This window comes from Leptothrix mechoopdaensis (SeqCode) (genome assembly GCF_053893855.1).
Map to the genome: position 1 here is coordinate 2,696,554 of NZ_CM132699.1, position 16,190 is coordinate 2,712,743.

At 71.4% G+C, this 16,190-nt stretch carries 16 protein-coding genes; 6 read left to right on the top strand and 10 right to left on the bottom strand.

What is annotated here, in order from left to right; all coding sequences use genetic code 11:
• Positions 1-57 precede the first annotated feature (57 nt).
• The 3 genes from recG to ACWA7K_RS11750 are packed head-to-tail and all read right to left on the bottom strand — an operon-like array spanning position 58 to position 2,776.
• Positions 58-2,154: an ATP-dependent DNA helicase RecG gene (recG, locus tag ACWA7K_RS11740; RefSeq protein WP_456161589.1), complete on the bottom strand. Its 2,097-nt coding sequence runs from the start codon at positions 2,152-2,154 to the stop codon at positions 58-60.
• Positions 2,144-2,548 carry a type II toxin-antitoxin system death-on-curing family toxin gene (locus tag ACWA7K_RS11745; RefSeq protein WP_456161590.1) on the bottom strand — a complete coding sequence of 135 codons (405 nt, stop codon included), beginning with the start codon at positions 2,546-2,548 and terminating at the stop codon, positions 2,144-2,146. Before ACWA7K_RS11745 ends, recG begins: the two co-directional genes overlap by 11 nt.
• Before the next feature lie 3 nt (positions 2,549-2,551).
• The gene (locus ACWA7K_RS11750) at positions 2,552-2,776 is read right to left on the bottom strand and encodes an AbrB/MazE/SpoVT family DNA-binding domain-containing protein (RefSeq protein ID WP_456161591.1); all 225 of its coding nucleotides are present in this window, start codon (positions 2,774-2,776) and stop codon (positions 2,552-2,554) included.
• Between the two features lie 133 nt (positions 2,777-2,909).
• Here ACWA7K_RS11750 and queA point away from each other — a divergent pair, with 133 nt between their 5' ends.
• From queA to ACWA7K_RS11765, 3 genes are all read left to right on the top strand, one after another.
• Entirely contained in the window at positions 2,910-3,989 is a 1,080-nt protein-coding gene (queA, locus tag ACWA7K_RS11755; protein WP_456161592.1) for a tRNA preQ1(34) S-adenosylmethionine ribosyltransferase-isomerase QueA, read from the top strand.
• A gap of 201 nt (positions 3,990-4,190) precedes the next feature.
• Complete coding sequence (locus tag ACWA7K_RS11760; protein WP_456161593.1) at positions 4,191-4,595, top strand: c-type cytochrome; 405 nt, start codon at positions 4,191-4,193, stop codon at positions 4,593-4,595.
• 52 nt (positions 4,596-4,647) lie between these two features.
• Positions 4,648-7,053 (top strand): ATP-binding protein, encoded by a 2,406-nt coding sequence (locus ACWA7K_RS11765; RefSeq protein WP_456161594.1) that lies wholly within the window; start codon positions 4,648-4,650, stop codon positions 7,051-7,053.
• On the opposite strand, the gene ACWA7K_RS11770 is transcribed toward ACWA7K_RS11765, so the two are convergent.
• From ACWA7K_RS11770 to hemP, 7 genes are all read right to left on the bottom strand, one after another.
• Entirely contained in the window at positions 7,040-7,696 is a 657-nt protein-coding gene (locus ACWA7K_RS11770; RefSeq protein ID WP_456161595.1) for a LuxR C-terminal-related transcriptional regulator, read from the bottom strand. The two genes, ACWA7K_RS11765 and ACWA7K_RS11770, sit on opposite strands and share 14 nt — an antisense overlap.
• A gap of 165 nt (positions 7,697-7,861) precedes the next feature.
• Positions 7,862-8,287: an ExbD/TolR family protein gene (locus ACWA7K_RS11775; RefSeq protein ID WP_456161596.1), complete on the bottom strand. Its 426-nt coding sequence runs from the start codon at positions 8,285-8,287 to the stop codon at positions 7,862-7,864.
• Between the two features lie 15 nt (positions 8,288-8,302).
• A complete protein-coding gene (locus tag ACWA7K_RS11780; RefSeq protein WP_456161597.1) occupies positions 8,303-9,094 on the bottom strand; it encodes a MotA/TolQ/ExbB proton channel family protein in 792 nt (263 codons plus the stop codon).
• Between the two features lie 44 nt (positions 9,095-9,138).
• A complete protein-coding gene (locus tag ACWA7K_RS11785; RefSeq protein ID WP_456161598.1) occupies positions 9,139-9,867 on the bottom strand; it encodes an energy transducer TonB in 729 nt (242 codons plus the stop codon).
• 20 nt (positions 9,868-9,887) lie between these two features.
• Positions 9,888-10,583: a Fe2+-dependent dioxygenase gene (locus tag ACWA7K_RS11790; RefSeq protein WP_456161599.1), complete on the bottom strand. Its 696-nt coding sequence runs from the start codon at positions 10,581-10,583 to the stop codon at positions 9,888-9,890.
• Between the two features lie 34 nt (positions 10,584-10,617).
• Positions 10,618-12,915: a TonB-dependent receptor gene (locus ACWA7K_RS11795; RefSeq protein WP_456161600.1), complete on the bottom strand. Its 2,298-nt coding sequence runs from the start codon at positions 12,913-12,915 to the stop codon at positions 10,618-10,620.
• Between the two features lie 136 nt (positions 12,916-13,051).
• Positions 13,052-13,255 (bottom strand): hemin uptake protein HemP, encoded by a 204-nt coding sequence (gene hemP, locus ACWA7K_RS11800; RefSeq protein WP_456161601.1) that lies wholly within the window; start codon positions 13,253-13,255, stop codon positions 13,052-13,054.
• Positions 13,256-13,359: 104 nt separating this feature from the next.
• On the opposite strand from hemP, the gene ACWA7K_RS11805 reads away from it, so the two are divergent.
• The 3 genes from ACWA7K_RS11805 to fabB all read left to right on the top strand — a co-directional run bounded on the left by ACWA7K_RS11805 (position 13,360) and on the right by fabB (position 16,167).
• Positions 13,360-14,256: a ChaN family lipoprotein gene (locus ACWA7K_RS11805; RefSeq protein WP_456161602.1), complete on the top strand. Its 897-nt coding sequence runs from the start codon at positions 13,360-13,362 to the stop codon at positions 14,254-14,256.
• Between the two features lie 151 nt (positions 14,257-14,407).
• Positions 14,408-14,953: a 3-hydroxyacyl-[acyl-carrier-protein] dehydratase FabA gene (fabA, locus tag ACWA7K_RS11810; RefSeq protein ID WP_456168788.1), complete on the top strand. Its 546-nt coding sequence runs from the start codon at positions 14,408-14,410 to the stop codon at positions 14,951-14,953.
• Entirely contained in the window at positions 14,953-16,167 is a 1,215-nt protein-coding gene (gene fabB, locus ACWA7K_RS11815; protein ID WP_456161603.1) for a beta-ketoacyl-ACP synthase I, read from the top strand. The genes fabA and fabB overlap by 1 nt, the downstream gene beginning before the upstream one ends.
• Positions 16,168-16,190 lie beyond the last annotated feature (23 nt).

Genomic DNA, 16,190 nt, shown 5'->3' on the forward strand with positions numbered 1-16,190 from the left:
GGAACGCCGCCGCCTGCCTCACCCCCTTGTATTGGTTGGCACAAGTTCACGCCCCCTCTACGCCTTCAAGAACTCCATCCTCCCCCCCAACCACCGCCTGATCTGCGCCTGCGCAATCGCCGGCTGTTCGTCCAGCAATTGAGGCGCCACGTCGCGGGCGTGGGAGAGGAGGTCGCCGTCCTGGGCGAGGTCGGCGAAGCGAAGCAGGGCGTCGCCGCTTTGGCGGGCGCCCATGAATTCGCCGGGGCCGCGGATCTCGAGGTCGCGGCGGGCGATCTCGAAGCCGTCGGTGGTGTCGGCCATGGCGCGCAGGCGTTCGCGGCCGGTCTGGGAGAGGGGGCCGGTGTAGAGCAGCACGCAGACGCTGGCCACCGCGCCACGGCCGACGCGGCCGCGCAGCTGGTGGAGCTGGGCGAGGCCGAAGCGCTCGGCGTGTTCGATCACCATGACGCTGGCGTTGGGTACGTCCACGCCGACCTCGATGACGGTCGTGGCGACCAGCACCTGCAGGCGGTTGGCGGTGAACTCGGCCATCACGGTGGCCTTGTCCTGCGCCTTCATGCGGCCGTGCAGCAGGCCCACGCCGATGCCGGGCAGTGCGGCGCAGAGCTGTTCGTGGGTCTCGGTGGCGTTGCGCAGGTCGAGCGCCTCGCTTTCCTCGATCAGCGGCACGACCCAGTAGACCTGGCTGCCCTTGGCGACCTCGTCGCGCACCCGTTCGATGACCTGCTCGCGCCGGTCGGACGAGAACACGCGCGTGACGATGGGCGTGCGCCCGGGTGGCAGTTCGTCGAGCGTCGAGACGTCGAGGTCGGCGAAGTAGGTCATCGCCAGCGTCCGGGGGATGGGCGTGGCGCTCATCATCAGCAGGTGCGGCTCCAGCGGGTGGGCGCTGCCCCGGCCGGCTTCCAGCGCCAGCTTGCGGCGCAGTTCCAGCCGCTGGGCGACGCCGAAGCGGTGCTGTTCGTCGATGACGGCCAGCCCGAGGCGGGCGAACACGACGTCGTCCTGGATCACCGCATGGGTGCCGACGACCAGCTTGGCGGCACCGCTGGCGACCTGTTCGACCATCGCGGCGCGGGCCTTGCCCTTGCGGCTGCCGGTCAGCCAAGCGGTCTCGATGCCCAGCGGCTGCAGCCACTGCACCAGCTTGCGGAAGTGCTGCTCGGCCAGGATCTCGGTGGGCGCCATCAGCGCACATTGCCAGCCGGCGTCCATCGCCACCGCCGCCGCAAGCGCGGCCACCACGGTCTTGCCGGAGCCGACGTCGCCCTGCAGCAGCCGGTGCATCGGCTGCGGCCGGGCCAGGTCGGCGGCGATCTCCTCGGCGACACGGCGTTGCGCGCCGGTCAGCTGGAAGGGCAGCACCGCCAGCAACCGGTCGACCAGCCCGCCGCGCGACGAGGCCAGCGCCGGCGCCCGCAGCCGTGCCCGTTCGCGCTGGGACTGCAGCTGCGAGAGCTGCTGGGCCAGCAGTTCCTCGAACTTGATGCGCAGCCAGGCCGGGTGCTCGCGTTCCTGCAGCGCGTGCAGGCCGATGTCGGGCGTCGGGTGGTGCAGCAGGTGCAGGGCCTCGCGCAGCGTGGGCACGCCACGCGGCAGGATGTCGGCCGGCAGGATCTCGTCGAGCCGGGCACGCGAGAGCCCCGCCGCCACGGCCTTGCGCAGATAGGCCTGCGGCAGCTGCGCGGAGGTCGGGTAGACGGGAGTCAGCGCCTGCGCCATCGGCTCGCCGGGCGCCACGGCGCGGAAGCTCGGGTGGACGATCTCGCGGCCGAAGAAGCCGTGCCGCAGCTCCCCGCGCACCCGCACCCGCGCACCGACGGCCAGCGTCTTCTGGTGCGAGGGATAGAAGTTCACGAAACGCAGGATCAGCCCCTGCAGGCCGGGCTCGCCGTCGTCATCGGGCAGGGCCAGCTTGACGATCAGCTGGCGGCGCGGGCGCAGCTCGATGCGCGACTCGCGCACGATGCCTTCGAGGTGCACGGTGTCGCCCTCGTGCGCGGCCAGCAGCGGCGTCAGGCGGGTCTCGTCCTCGTAGCGCAGCGGCAGGTGCAGCGCGAGGTCGATGTCGCGCGTCAGGCCGAGCTTCTGCAGCGCCCGTTGCGGGGCGCTGAGCGGCTTGGCCGAGGGGGTGGGCGAGTCAGGCGGCACGGTGGTCGATGTTGACGCGCAACCAGGCGGCGAAGTCGGATTCGTCCAGATCGCCGTCGACCACGTCGAGCAGCGTGATGACGCTGGCGGCGTCATCGGCGGTCAGCCGCAGGCCATTGAGGATCAGGAACAGCTCGACCGCGACGAGGGCCGTGCGCTCGTTGCCGTGGCAGAAGGGCTGGCCGCGCGCGATGCCGACGCCATAGGCGGCGGCCAGGTCGGCGGCATCGGGCTGGCCGGCGGCGGCGAGCTGTGGCGGCCGGGCCAGCGCGGCGTCGAAACGTCCGCCCTCACGTTCGCCCGACGCCCCACCGTGCTCGGCGAGCTGCTCGTCGTGGACGGCCCGCAGCACGTTCGCGGCCAGCCAGACCCAGCCCTGCCCGGCGCTGGTCATCGCTTATTTGGCGAGCGCGTGCAGCACGGCCCGGCGCGACTTCATGACCTCTCGGGCGGCCTTCATCTGGGCCTCGAAGACGGGGTCGTGCGGTGTCAGGCGGACACCATCCGGCGCCTCGGTCACATAGACCGTGTCGCCCTTCTCCAGCTTGAGCCGCGCCAGCATCTCCTTGGGCAGGATGACGCCGACCGAGTTGCCGATCTGGGTGAGCTTGAGGGCATGCATGGCGGGGCTCCTGGAGGGGGCGGAACGCGGGTTCCGGGCGGTCGCTCAGGTTATAACGTTTGTTATATTCTGCCGCCCGTCGCCCCTCCGCCGCAAGAGACTTGCCGTGATCGATCCGAACCTGACCCCGAACTTGACCTCGACCCTGACGGTTTCCGACTTCGACTTCGAGCTGCCGCCCGAGCTGATCGCGCAGCACCCGGCCCCCGAGCGCAGTGCGTCGCGGCTGCTGGACGGGCGTGGCGCGGCGCCGGTCGACCGCATCTTCCGCGAGCTGCCCGCACTGCTGTCGCCGGGCGACCTGCTGGTCTTCAACGACACCCAGGTGATCCGCGCCCGGCTGCATGGCGCGAAGGATTCGGGCGGCTCGGTCGAGGCGCTGGTCGAGCGGGTGCTGCCAGTCGGCCCGGCCGGCACGCACGAGGTCTGGGCCCACCTGCGCGCCAGCAAGTCGCCCAAGCCGGGCCAGGGCGTGGTGTTCCGCAGCGATGCGGGTGACACCTTCCGCGCCGAGGTGCTGGGCCGCTGCGGGCCGGAGAACGGGCTGTTCCACCTGCGCTTCCCGTCGGACGTGTTCGCGCTGCTGGAACGCTGCGGCCACATCCCCCTGCCGCCCTACATCACCCATGCGGACGATGCCGAGGACGCGCGCCGCTACCAGACCGTGTTCGCGCGCACGCCCGGCGCGGTGGCCGCGCCGACGGCCGCGCTGCATTTCGACGAGGGCGTGCTGGCCGACCTGGATGCACGTGGCATCGGCCGCGCCAGCGTGACGCTTCATGTCGGCGCGGGCACCTTCCAGCCGGTGCGGGTCGAGCGGATCGCCGAACACCGCATGCACAGCGAATGGTTTGATGTGCCGGCCGCGACGGTGGCCGCCATCGAGGCCACGCGGGCACGCGGCGGCCGGGTCGTCGCGGTCGGCACGACGACGCTGCGGGCGCTCGAATCGGCCGCCCGCGACAGCGCCGAGCAGGGCCTGCCGCTGCAGGCCGGCGCGCGCGAGACGGACATCTTCATCACGCCCGGCTTCCCGTTCCGCGTGGTCGACCGGCTGATCACCAACTTCCACCTGCCGCGCAGCACGCTGCTGATGCTGGTCAGCGCCTTCGCCGGCCATGCGCACATGCACGCGCTCTACGCCCACGCCATCGCGCAGCGCTACCGCTTCTTCAGCTATGGCGACGCGATGCTGCTGGACCGGACGTCCTGACGCATCGACGCCCGGATGGCCCTGTGCCACGCCGCCACAACGCGGCGTTCCAAACTGGTGTTGCAGTGCAGCAGCGACGCGACGAACGCGCGCCCGGCTGCTCCACGTTGACAAAAGGCCCGTCGCACTTGACGCGGCTCAAAGGCGGCCGGCCGACAGGCTTCAAGCTGACGCCATTCCCTTGAAGAACGGAGCGTCAACATGACCACGAATGCCCTGAACCGCCTTGCCATCAACGCCACGCTGCTGCTGGCCGGCGCCACCGCCTTCGCCACTGCGCAGGCCGCCGGCCTGAGCGACGACGCCGCGCACCAGCTCGCCGCCAAGGCTGGCTGCCCCACCTGCCACGCGGTCGAGCGCGGCGCCAAGGGCCCCGAAGGCCTGCCGCCGATCGGTCCGGCCTGGCGTGACGTGGCGCAGAAGTACAAGGGCCAGAAGGGCGCCGAGGACGCGCTGACCAAGGCCGTGCTGCAGGGTTCCAACCCCTATGACAGCCACTGGAAGGGCAAGGCCTCGGGCCTGGCGATGCCGCCGAACGCGGTCGCGATCGGCAAGGACGACGCCCGCAAGCTGGTCGGCTGGATCCTGAAGCTCGACCCGAAGTGAGCCCCGCCAGGGCGGCCCCGCGCGGGTCGCTCTGCGATCATCGGCGCCGCCGATGATCGACCGATTCCTGCCCTTCCTGACCGCCCTGCTGCGGCTGTTGACAGCCCTGACCGTGCTCGCGGCCAGCACCGTCCAGGCCCTGCCCGGCCCGTCGCCATCGGCCTTGTGGCTGAACCAGGCCGTCTTCATCGCCGAAGGACGCCGCAGCACCGAACCCGAGCTGGTCAAGCTGCCCGACACCTGGGGTGCGCGTGGCCTGCGGCCCGACGGGCGGGGCGTCTACCAGCTGCACTTCACGCTGCCCGCCGCGCCGCGCCAGGCGTGGTCGCTGCGCATCGACCGGCTGGCCGACCTGCACGAGATCCGCCTCAACGGCAGCCTGCTGGCCGACACGCTCGGCAGCGAGCCCGGTCGCCATGCCGACGGCGACGGCACGGTCGACCGGCGCGTGCCGCTCAGCCGAGGCGTGCCGATGCTGATGCCGCTGCCGCCCGACCTGCTGCGCATGGGCGACAACGAGCTGCAGGTGCGGGTGCGCCACAGCACGCGCGGGGGGCTGTCGGACATCCGGCTCGGCCCGGCCGCCGAGATCGCGCCCGGCCATCGCGACGAGGTGCTGCTCGAACACACCCTGCCGCTGTTCCTCAACGGCGGCGGCACCGCGCTGGGCCTGTTCATGCTGATGTACGGCTGGCAACGCCGCCGGCAGGACGGCCTGACCGCCGGCTTCGGCCTGCTGTGGCTGCTGATCTCGCTGCGCGGCAGTGCCTACACGCTGTTCTATTCGAGCCAGCCGGGGCTGTGGTTCGACGGGCTGATGTATGTCTCGCAGATCCTCAGCGCGCTGCTGCTGGGCCTGCTGGCGCTGGCGCTGGCCGAGCAGCCGCGGCACCGCTGGCGTCAGGTGCTGCTGGCGCTGAACGTGCCGCTGATGGTGCTGGGCGTGCCGGCCAACGTGTTCGGCTGGACCGACACCTTGCGGGCCTGGACCTACCCGCTGGTGCTGGTGGCGGTGGTGCCGCCGCTGGCGCTGGTCGCGCAGCGGGCCTGGCGGCTGCATTCGACCCGGCGCGCGCTGATGCTGGCCTCGCTGCTGCTGCTGATCGGCTCGGCGCTGCACGACTACCTGGCCTGGCGCGGTGCGCTGTCGGTGATGGCGCACTACTGGATGCCGCTGGCGCTGCCGCTGGTCTTCGCGGTGTTCGCGTCGACGCTGGTGCAGCGGCTGGTGCGCGGGCTCGAACAGGTCGAGCAGGTCAACGCCCTGCTGGAGGAACGCGTGACCGAGCGGACCCGTGCACTCGAACTGGCGCACCAGAGCAAGTCGCGTTTCCTGAGCGCCGCCAGCCACGACCTGCGCCAGCCGGTGGTGACGATCGGCCTGCTGGTCGACCTGCTGCGCGAGCACATCCAGGCGCCAACCCAGCGCCGCATGATCGACCGGGTCCACGATGCGGTCGCCTCGATGGAGACGCTGCTCAAGGGCCTGCTGGACCTCTCGCGGCTGGAGGCCGGCTCGGTCCAGCCGCGGGTCACGACGGTCGAGCTGCAGCGCCTGTTCGACGCCATCGCGCCGCATGCCGGCGAGTCGGCCAGCCGGCGCCGCCTGAAGCTGCGGCTGCGGCCGACCCGGCTGGCGGTGCGCAGCGACGCGGTGATGCTCGAACAGGTGCTGCGCAACCTGGTCGGCAACGCGCTGCGCTACACCGAACGCGGCGGCGTGCTGGTGGCCGCACGGCGGCGCGCCGGCCAGGTCGAGCTGCGCGTGATCGACACCGGCCCGGGCATCGCCGCCGACCAGCAGGAACACATCTTCGAGGAGTTCGTGCAGGGCGGCCATGCCAGCGGCGCGAGCCCGGCTGACGGCCATGCCGGCCTGGGTCTGGGGCTCGCGATCGTGCGGCGCTCGCTGGCGTTGCTGGCTCATCCGCTGAGCCTGCGCTCCGAGCCCGGCCGGGGCAGCAGCTTCAGCATCCGTCTGCCCGAGGCCGCGCCACTGCCGCCGGTTGCGCCGGTCACGCCACCGCCCGGCGAGCCGCTGCGGCACTGGCGCATCGTGCTGGTCGACGACGATGCGCAGGTGCGCTCGGCCGTCACGGCCCGGCTGGCGGCCTGGGGTGCGGCGGTCGAGTCGCACGCCGGCCTGGCCAGCTTCCGGCAGTGGCTGGCGTTGCGCCCGCGCGGCCACAGCGGCATCGACTTCCTGGTGACCGACCAGCGCCTGATCGGCTCGGTCGCGATGGACGTGATCGACGCGCTGCGCAGCTACGCCGGCCCGGTGCCGGTGCTGGTCATCACCGGCGACACCGATGGCCACGAGCTGGCGCGCCTGCAGGCGCAGGGCATCCCCGTGCTGCACAAGCCGTTCCGGGCCGAGGCGCTGCTGGGCATGCTGCTGCAGATCCGCGCCCAGCAGGACGGCCAGGCCGGCAACGTCGCCAACCTCAGTCGAAGGTGATGCCCATGCGCGCGGCGGCCACGATGGCCTGGGTGCGCGAGCCGACGTCGAGCTTGCGGAACAGCGCCAGCAGGTGGGTCTTGACGGTCGACTCGGCCAGATCCAGCTCGCGCGAGATCAGCTTGGTCGAACGCCCGGCCACCAGCAGCCGCAGCACGTCGACCTGACGCGGCGACAGGCCCAGCGCGTCGAGCCGCGCCTCGCGCAGGCGTTGCGGATCGGCGTCGGCGCCGGTCACCGGCACGAGGTCGCGGTAGATGCCGGCCGGCAGGTAGGTGCCGCCGTCCAGCACGATGCGCAAGGCGCCCTCGATCTCGGCCAGCCGGGCGGTCTTGGGCACGAAGCCGGCGGCGCCCTGGTCGATCGCGGCCAGGATGGTCTCGGGCCGCTCGTCGGCCGACATCACCACCAGCGGGACATCGCCGACAGGGGCCTGCAGCCGCTGCAGGCTCGACAGGCCCTGGCTGTCGGGCAGCCCCAGGTCCAGCAGCACCAGCTCGATGTCGGGGTGCGCGGCGAGCGCCTGCAGGGCCTCGGCGATGTCGGCGGCGCCGATCAGCTCGACGGCGGGAAAGCGCTGGGCCATCAGCATCGAGAAGCCGTCGCGGAACAGCGCGTGATCGTCGACCAGCAACGCCTTCATCGCGTCGCCTCCCGACCGGGACTGCGCCCGTGACCCACCGTTCCTGCCCTGCCCGCCTGCATCAACCCGCTCCCGTGGCGCATCGCCATGACCGCCCTCGGGGAACTATAGCGATGCCTGTTGCGACGCCTGTTGCGAGGCCTGTTGCGACGCCTATTGCGACACCTACCGCGAGCCGCCCTCCGGCTGGCTGACGAAGCCGATGCGCGACAGGCCGGCGGCGGCCGCGTCGGCCAGCGTCTCGGCGACATGGCGGTAGGCCACGTCGCGGTCGGCGCTCAGGCGGATCTCGGGCTGCGGCTGCTGCCGTCCGGCCGCATGCAGACGGGCGACGGCCTCGTCGCGGCTGACCGGCTGGCCGTTCCAGTGGCGCCGGCCCTGCACGTCGATCGAGACGTCGATCGCGACGACCTCGGCGGCCTGCGGCTGGCTGCTGGCCTGCGGCAAGCGCAGCCGCACGCTGTGGGTCAGCAGCGGGGCCGAGACGATGAAGACCACGAGCAGCACGAGCAGCACGTCGATCAGCGGGACCATGTTGATGTCGGCCACCGGCGCGCTGGCGCTGCGGCGGTCGAAGCTGGCGAAGGCCATGTCGCGACCCTCCGCTCAGGCCGCCACGGGCCGCACGACCGCGACCGGCACAGTGCCCGGCACGGCGGCCGATCCCGACACGCTTGCCGGCCGGGCCGACACCAGCGTCGAGCCGGTCGACAGGAAGGTCAACAGCTCGAAGGCATAGGCATCCAGCCGGCCGTTGAGCACGCGGTTGCTGCGGCTGAAGGCGTTGTAGGCGACGACCGCCGGGATGGCGACGGCCAGCCCGACGCCGGTCATCACCAGCGCCTCGCCGACCGGTCCGGCAACCTGGTCGAGCGAGCCGGCACCGCCCTGACCGATCGCGATCAGCGCGTGGTAGACGCCCCAGACCGTGCCGAACAGGCCGACGAAGGGGGCGGTGGCGCCGATCGTCGCGAGCAGCGTCAGCCCGTTCTCCAGCCGCGTGCCTTCCTCGTCCAGCACCTTGCGGATCGTGCGGGTGATGAAGTCCTGCAGGCTGCCGGCCTCTTCCAGCCGGGCGGCGCCCTGCCGGGTGTGGTGGTCGCGCGCCTGCAGGGCGTGGGCGGCCAGGTGGCCGAAGGGCTCCTGCACGCCGTGGACCTGCAGCTCGCCCTGAACCGCCTCCAGCGAACGGGCGTTCCAGAAGAAGTCGAGGAAACGCTGGCTGCGACGGCGTTGCAGCACCTGGCCGATCCCCTTGACGAGGATCAGCGCCCAGGAAGCCACCGACATCAGCAGCAGCAGCGCCAGCAGGGTCAGGCCGATGGCATCGGACTGGGCGATGAAGTGGCCGAAGCCCAGCGGGGTCGGGGATGGGGTCAGGGTCGTGATCGGGGTCATGTCGACTTCTCTGGAGGTCAGGGATGCGGGGACGTTCGTGAGGCTCAGAACGTGAACTCGGCCTCGGTGTCGGCGAGGAACTCGATGGGCAGGCCGTCCTGCAGGCGCGGCCGGGCACGCGACTCGCGCGCCTTGGCCAGCGCCTCGGCGTCGAGCGCGGCGTGGCCGGAGCTGCGCAGCAGGCTGACCTGGCGCGGCAGGCCCTGCGCATCGAACTGGATGCGCACGGTGACCACGCCCTGCTCGCGTCGCCGCAGCGACTCGCGCGGATAGGCGTAGACCGGCGCGCGGACCCAGTCGGTCGCGGTCAGCGTGACCCGGCGCGGTGCGGCCGGTGCATGGGGCAAAGCCGTTGCGGCGGCCACGCTGGCGGCGGTCGGCGCGGTCGGCTCCGCGGCGACGGGCTGGGCCACCGGCGCGGCGGCCTGCGCCGATGCCTGCGTCGGCGCCGGTTCAGGCGACGGTGCCGCCGCCAGCAACGGTGCGGGGGCGGGGGCGGGTGCGGGTGCGGGTGCGGGTACTGCGGCGACGGGACGCGTCGGACGGATCGGCACAGGGGCCGGGGCGCGTGTCAAGGGCGTCTGCGGTGTGGCAGCCGGCATCACCCAGTCGACCTGGATCGACGCCAGCTCGGCACGTGGCAGCACCGCGTCACGTTGCAGCCACAGCGCGCCGGCGGCAGCGAGGTGCGCGGCGAATGCGGCCAGCACCAGCGTGGCGCGGCCACGCGGGCCGAGCGGGTCGCTGAAGTCGGCATGAAGGTCGAGGCTCATGTCTCGGCTCAGGTCTGGGCTCATGTCTCGGCCCATAGCCGCAAGAGGTTGTGATACGTCCCGGTCAGCCCGATCACGCCGGCATCGGTCTCGCCGACGCTCTGGCGCAGGTGCATCAGGTGGCGGTCCATGTCGAACAGCAGGCGGCGCTGCTCGTCGCTGCGCACCATGCTCTCGATCCAGAAGAAGCTGGCGATGCGTGTCCCGCGCGTGACCGGCTCGACCCGGTGAACGCTGGTGCCCGGGTAGAGCACCAGGTCGCCGGCCGGCAGCTTGACGCGCTGGCTGCCGTAGGTGTCCTCGATCACCAGCTCGCCGCCGTCGTAGTCGGCCGGGTCGGCCAGGAACAGCGTGCAGCTGACGTCGGTGCGGACCCGCTGGCCCGTCTGCGGCCCGCTGGTGATGAAGCGCACGGCGTTGTCGACGTGGTTGCCGAAGGCGTTGTGCGCACCACCGTAGCGGTTGAACAGCGGCGGAAAGACCTTCTTCGGCAGCGCCGCCGAGAAGAAGGTCACATGCCGGTTCAGGCCGGCCAGCACGAGCTTCTGCAGCGCCTGGGTGGTCGGATGAGCCTGCGGCAGCTGCAGGTTGTTCTTGACCTGGGCGGACTGCACGCCGGCCGTCACGCCGCCGTCGGCCCACGGGGCGTCGAGCAGCAGCGCGCGGGCCTGCGCCAGTTCGTCGGCGCTCAGGACCTGGGGGACATGGAGCAGCATCGGATGCCCTGGTGACGGGTGCGCGGGACGGGCCTCAGAACTTCACGGTGCCGGTGACCTGCAGCGTGCGGCCGGCACCGGGCACGTAGTGGCCGCGGTAGAGGCTGGCGCCGTAGAGCCGGTTGGTGACGTTGGCGAGGTTGGCCTTGACGAGGTAGCGATCGGGCTCAATGGCGTATTCGCCCATCAGCTCCAGCGTGGCGTAGCCCGGCGAGGTGACCGCCGTGGCCGCCTGCTGGTCGGCCGGCGTGCTGGCGCTGCGGAAGTTGACGCCGCTGCCCACGCGCAAGGCGGGTGTCGCCTGCCAGCTGGCCCACATCGAGCCGCTGTGTTTCGGCGTCAGGCCAGGCCGGTCGCCGGCCCGGTTGCCGAAGGTGGTGGCGGTCGGCGCGGCCACGTCGACGCGGGCGTCGGGGATCCACATCCACGACAGGTAGACGCTCCAGTCGCGCGCCAGCCGGCCGGTGACGTCCATGTCCAGCCCCGTGGCGTGACGCCGGCCCGACAGCAGCAGCGCGGTCGCGGCGGTGTCCGGATCGGTGTTGCGCTCGTTGGTCTTGACCGAGCGGAACAGCGCCACGCGGGTCGTGAACAGGCGGTCCTCGCTGTCGATGCGCGCGCCGATCTCGGTGTTGATGCTCTGCTCGGGCGCGGTGTTGGCGCTCAGCGCGTTGTACGAATACGAGTCGCCCGAGGTGTTGTACGAGTTGCCCCACGAGGCGTGGAAGCTGTGCAGCGCGCTCGGCTGCCAGATCACGCCCAGGCGCTGGCTGAACTCGCCGATCGACTGCTGGTAGCGCGTCACCGCGCCGGTGGCGGCGATCTGCTCGAAGTCGCCGCGCATGCGGTCATGGCGCAGGCCGCCGAGCAGCTTCCAGCCAGGGGCCACGGTCACGAGGTCCTGGGCGTAGACGCCGATGTTGTGGTTGACGAAGCCGCTGCCCTTGCGCAGCAGACGGGCGTCCTCGTCGATCCAGGCGCCGTCATCGGGCGTGCCGGCGTTCGTGACCGGCTTGGTCAGGTTGACGCCGGCCGGCGTGCTGGCCGCATAGACGACCTTCTCCTCGCGGGCGACGTCGACGCCGCTGACCCACTCGTGCTTCAGGCCCAGCGCCTCGAAGCGGGTGCTGAAGTCGCTCTGTGCATGCAGCGTGTCGAGGTCCTGGATCTTGAGCTGCGTGCCGCGCGTGAACACGGTCGCGTCGCTGAAGGTGTCGAGCGTGGGCTGCGCCGTCGGGCAGGCCGGGTTGGCGGTCTGCTGGCACAGCCGGATCGTGCTGGCGCGCTGGTCGCGGCTGTAGACGCCGCGCCGCACGGTGGTCTTCAGCGAGGTGTCGGCGTCGAAGCGGTGGCGGTGGTCGAAGGTCGCGGTGCTGGCGTTGCCGTGATTCCGGTCGCTGGCCATGCCGTAGTAGGCGTTCGGGTCGAGCGCGCCGTTCATCGTCCGGTCGGTCGCGGCGGCGCTGGCGCTCGGGCTGATCCACGGCAGGCCGTAGTGGATGCCGTTGCGGTTCTCGAGGTGGTAGAGCGACACGCCGAACTCGTCCGGATGGCCGACGTCCCAGCGGAAGTTGGCGGCCAGACCGCGCTTGTCGAGCCGGTTGCCGGCGCCGTCGCTGTCGGCCTTCGTCGCCATCGCGTTCAGGCGCAGGGCGGCGTCCTGGCCGGTCACGACGTTGAGGTCGCCGACGACGCGGCGGTAGGCGTGGCTGCCCAGCGTCACGTCGACCTGGCCCTCGTCCATCAGGTAGGCCTGCTTGGTGACCTGGTTGGCGGCGCCGCCGGTCGAGCCGCGGCCGAACAGCATCGAGGCCGAACCGCGCAGCACTTCGAGGCGGTCCCAGTTGAAGGAGTCGCGGTCGTAGAAGGCCGGGTCGCGCATGCCGTCGATGAAGATGTCGCCGGTCGCCTGCAGCGAGAAGCCGCGCAGGCGGATGTCCTCCTCGCCGCCTTCGGCCGCCAGGAAGGTGATGCCGGCGGTCTGCGTCAGCGCCTGCTTGAGCGTGTCGAGGTTGCGGTCGTCGATCAGGCGTTCGGTGACGACGCTGATCGACTGCGGCACGTCGCGCAGGTCCTGCTCGGACTTGCCGATGCGGGTGCGCGTCACCTGCAGGCTGTCGCGGCCCTGCACGGGCACGTCCGGGGCGGTGACGGTGACACGCGGCAGCGTGGCCGGTTCGGCCGCCGTGTCGTCGGCGGCAAAGGCCGCGCCGGACAGGCCCAGGCCGCAGGCCAGGGCGCCGAGCGGCATCAGCGGCATCAAGGCGGCGGTGCGGGGGTTGCGGTTGACGCGGTGTTCAGGACGGTTCGAGACGTGATCGGCCGGGGCCATGGGTCAGCTTCCACAAGACGGGTTGACATCCGAAAAGCGGGGTCGACGACCTGGACGGGCCGGCGACACATGACCTGGCGATGGGCTGGGCCGCGAATCTGCGAGTGAGACGTTCAGCGCCGCGACGCGGCGGCGCTCATTTGGTGAGGATCAGCCGTCCGAGCGAGGTGCGGCGCAGGCGGTAGCAGGCACCTTCGTGCTCGATCAGCACCTCGTCGGCGCCTTGCAGCAGATCGACGCTGCGCAGGCGACGCGGGGCGTCGAGTCGGGTGGCCGGACCCGCCGCATGGGGCTGGGCCGAGGCGTCCGGCGAGGGGGTAGGAGGTGCTGCTTCCGACATGCTTTGCAGTCTAATGCGAATTATTCTCAATTGCAAATCATTCTCATCTGGACCGATTACAGTCTGGCTTACACCTGCCCAGGCGGCGGCGCTATCGTCGGCTCATGACACGCCTTGCCGCCCTTGCCGCACCCCTGTTCGCCCTGCTGCTGGGGGCCTGCGCCACGCCGCCGTCCACCCTGAACCTCGACCCGGCGGAGAGCCGCATCTGGCTGGTCGGCGAGGTGCATGACAACGCCGCGCAGCACGCGATGCGGCTGAAGGCGCTGGACGCCCTGCTGGCGCGCGGCGAGCGCCCGGCGCTGCTGATGGAACAACTCGACCTGGACCGGCAAGGCGAGATCGACCGGCTGCGCTCCGGGGGAACGGCCGAACAGGTCGCCGACAGGATCGCCGCCCTCGACGGACCGATGTCCGGCTGGGACTGGGACTTCTACCGGCCCTACATCGAGCGCGCCGTGTCGCACGGCCTGCCGCTGGTGGCCGTCAACGTCTCGCGCGACGCCGCCCGGCGCGTCATCCGCGAAGGTCTGGCCGCGCAAGGCTTTGACGCCGCCGTGCCCGAGCCGCTGCTGGCCGAACAGGCCCGGCTGATCGAGGCCTCGCACTGCGGCATGGTCGACGCGCCGATGGCCCGGCGCATGGCCGCCGCGCAGATCGCCCGCGACCAGGCGATGGCCAGGGCCGTCACGGCGGCGGCCGAGGCGACGCCGCGGATGGTCGTGCTGCTGGCGGGCAACGGCCACGTCCGGCGGGACCTGGGCGTGCCGCGCTGGCTGGCGCCGGCGCTGTCGGCGCAGACGCGCGTCGTCGGGCTGGTCGAGGCCGGCGGCGACGACCCGCCCGGTCCGGCCGGCATGGCGCCCTACGACCGGCGCATCGAGACCCCCCGCCAGCCGCGCGAGGACCCCTGCGCCGGCATGACACCGCCGCGACCTGCGTCAACTGGGGGAACTTCCCCGGCGCCGGGCGCCAGAACGATCGACACGCCGACGCCGTGACGACCGAGAATCGCCGATGTGGCGCGCTACAGTCGCGTGCTGCGCGCAGCGCCCCCTTCGAAGCCCCCTGAAAGCCGGTCCGTCCCTGCGATTTGCCGGCCCATCCCGAGTGTCGACCACCATGAATGCACCTCAAATGCCGTCCACAGGCATGCCCGCCGTCTCCGGCCAGAGTCAACGTGACCAGGGCCGCCACAGCTACAGCCGCGACGAGCTGCTGGCTTGCGGTCGCGGCGAACTGTTCGGCCCGGGCAACGCCCGCCTGCCGCTGCCCAACATGCTCATGATGGATCGCATCGTCCGCATCGACGACACCGGCGGCGAGTTCGGCAAGGGCACGATCGAGGCGGAACTCGACATCGTCCCGGACCTCTGGTTCTTCGGCTGCCACTTCGAGGGTGACCCGGTCATGCCGGGTTGCCTGGGCCTCGATGCCCTGTGGCAACTGGTCGGCTTCTGGCTCGGCTGGCGCGGCAATCCCGGCCGCGGCCGCGCGCTCGGCGCCGGCGAGGTCAAGTTCTTCGGCCAGGTTCTGCCGAGCGTCAAGAAGGTCACCTACCGCCTGGACCTCAAGCGCGTCATCGAACGCAAGCTGGTGATGGGCATTGCCGACGGCCACATGTACGCCGACGGCCGCGAGATCTACACCGCCACCGACCTGAAGGTCGGCCTGTTCACCTCGACGGAAGATTTCTGATGCGCCGCGTCGTCGTCACCGGATACGGCATCGTCTCGAGCATCGGCAACAACGCCGACGAGGTCGCCGCCAGCCTGCGCGAAGGCCGTTCGGGCCTGACCTTCAACCCCGCCTATGCCGAGAAGGGCATGCGCTCGCAGGTCAGCGGCCGGCCGACGCTGGACCTGGAAGCCGCGATCGACCGCCGCACCATGCGCTTCATGGGCGACGCCGCCGCGTATTCCTACGTGGCGATGCAGCAGGCCATCGCGCACGCCGGCCTGACGCCCGAGCAGGTCTCCAACCCGCGCACCGGCCTGGTCGCCGGCTCGGGTGGTGCGTCCAGCCTGAACCAGGTCTGGGCCGCCGACACGCTGCGCGCCAAGGGCATCAAGCGGGTCGGCCCGTTCATGGTCACGAAGACGATGGGCAGCACGGTCTCGGCCTGCCTGGCCACGCCGTTCGGCATCAAGGGCGTGAACTACTCGATCACCTCGGCCTGCTCGACCAGCGCGCACTGCATCGGCCACGCTGGCCAGCTGATCGCCTGGGGCAACCAGGACGTCGTCTTCGCCGGTGGCGGTGAAGAGGAAAGCTGGGAGCTGTCGCTGCTGTTCGACGCGATGGGCGCGATGTCCAGCTCGTACAACGACACGCCGTCCAGCGCCTCGCGAGCCTTCGACGTCAGCCGCGACGGCTTCGTCATCGCCGGTGGCGGCGGCATGCTGGTGCTCGAATCGCTCGAACACGCGCAGGCCCGTGGCGCCAACATCCTGGCCGAGCTGGTCGGCTTCGGTGCCACCTCGGACGGCCACGACATGGTCGCCCCGTCCGGCGAAGGCGCGGTGCGCTGCATGCAGCAGGCACTGGCCAACGTGAAGACGCCGGTCGACTACATCAACGCCCACGGCACCTCGACGCCGGTGGGCGATCTGGCCGAACTCGGCGCGGTCCGGCAGGTCTTCGGCGACAACATCCCGGCGATCAGCTCGACCAAGTCGCTGACCGGCCACTCGCTTGGCGCGGCCGGCGTGCAGGAGGCGATCTACTCGCTGCTGATGCTGCGCGACAACTTCGCCGCCGCCTCGGCCCACATCGAGAACCTGGATCCGGCAGCCGAAGGCATGCCGATCCTGCGCGAACGCCGCGATGCACCGATGAACACGGTGCTGTCCAACAGCTTCGGCTTCGGCGGCACCAACGCGACGCTGGTGTTCTCGCGCTTCAACGGCTGACGCGGGCGTCCGGCGCTCGAACC

Excerpts from the sequence above, each read along its gene's own strand:
- ACWA7K_RS11745 (WP_456161590.1), bottom strand. The coding sequence starts at position 2,548 with ATGACCAGCGCCGGGCAGGGCTGGGTCTGGCTGGCCGCGAACGTGCTG.
- ACWA7K_RS11805 (WP_456161602.1), top strand. The coding sequence starts at position 13,360 with ATGACACGCCTTGCCGCCCTTGCCGCACCCCTGTTCGCCCTGCTGCTG.
- ACWA7K_RS11765 (WP_456161594.1), top strand. The coding sequence starts at position 4,648 with ATGATCGACCGATTCCTGCCCTTCCTGACCGCCCTGCTGCGGCTGTTG.
- ACWA7K_RS11775 (WP_456161596.1), bottom strand. The coding sequence starts at position 8,287 with ATGGCCTTCGCCAGCTTCGACCGCCGCAGCGCCAGCGCGCCGGTGGCC.
- fabA (WP_456168788.1), top strand. The coding sequence starts at position 14,408 with ATGCCCGCCGTCTCCGGCCAGAGTCAACGTGACCAGGGCCGCCACAGC.
- ACWA7K_RS11760 (WP_456161593.1), top strand. The coding sequence starts at position 4,191 with ATGACCACGAATGCCCTGAACCGCCTTGCCATCAACGCCACGCTGCTG.
- ACWA7K_RS11785 (WP_456161598.1), bottom strand. The coding sequence starts at position 9,867 with ATGAGCCTCGACCTTCATGCCGACTTCAGCGACCCGCTCGGCCCGCGT.
- ACWA7K_RS11795 (WP_456161600.1), bottom strand. The coding sequence starts at position 12,915 with ATGGCCCCGGCCGATCACGTCTCGAACCGTCCTGAACACCGCGTCAAC.
- ACWA7K_RS11750 (WP_456161591.1), bottom strand. The coding sequence starts at position 2,776 with ATGCATGCCCTCAAGCTCACCCAGATCGGCAACTCGGTCGGCGTCATC.
- hemP (WP_456161601.1), bottom strand. The coding sequence starts at position 13,255 with ATGTCGGAAGCAGCACCTCCTACCCCCTCGCCGGACGCCTCGGCCCAG.
- ACWA7K_RS11780 (WP_456161597.1), bottom strand. The coding sequence starts at position 9,094 with ATGACCCCGATCACGACCCTGACCCCATCCCCGACCCCGCTGGGCTTC.
- fabB (WP_456161603.1), top strand. The coding sequence starts at position 14,953 with ATGCGCCGCGTCGTCGTCACCGGATACGGCATCGTCTCGAGCATCGGC.
- ACWA7K_RS11790 (WP_456161599.1), bottom strand. The coding sequence starts at position 10,583 with ATGCTGCTCCATGTCCCCCAGGTCCTGAGCGCCGACGAACTGGCGCAG.
- ACWA7K_RS11770 (WP_456161595.1), bottom strand. The coding sequence starts at position 7,696 with ATGAAGGCGTTGCTGGTCGACGATCACGCGCTGTTCCGCGACGGCTTC.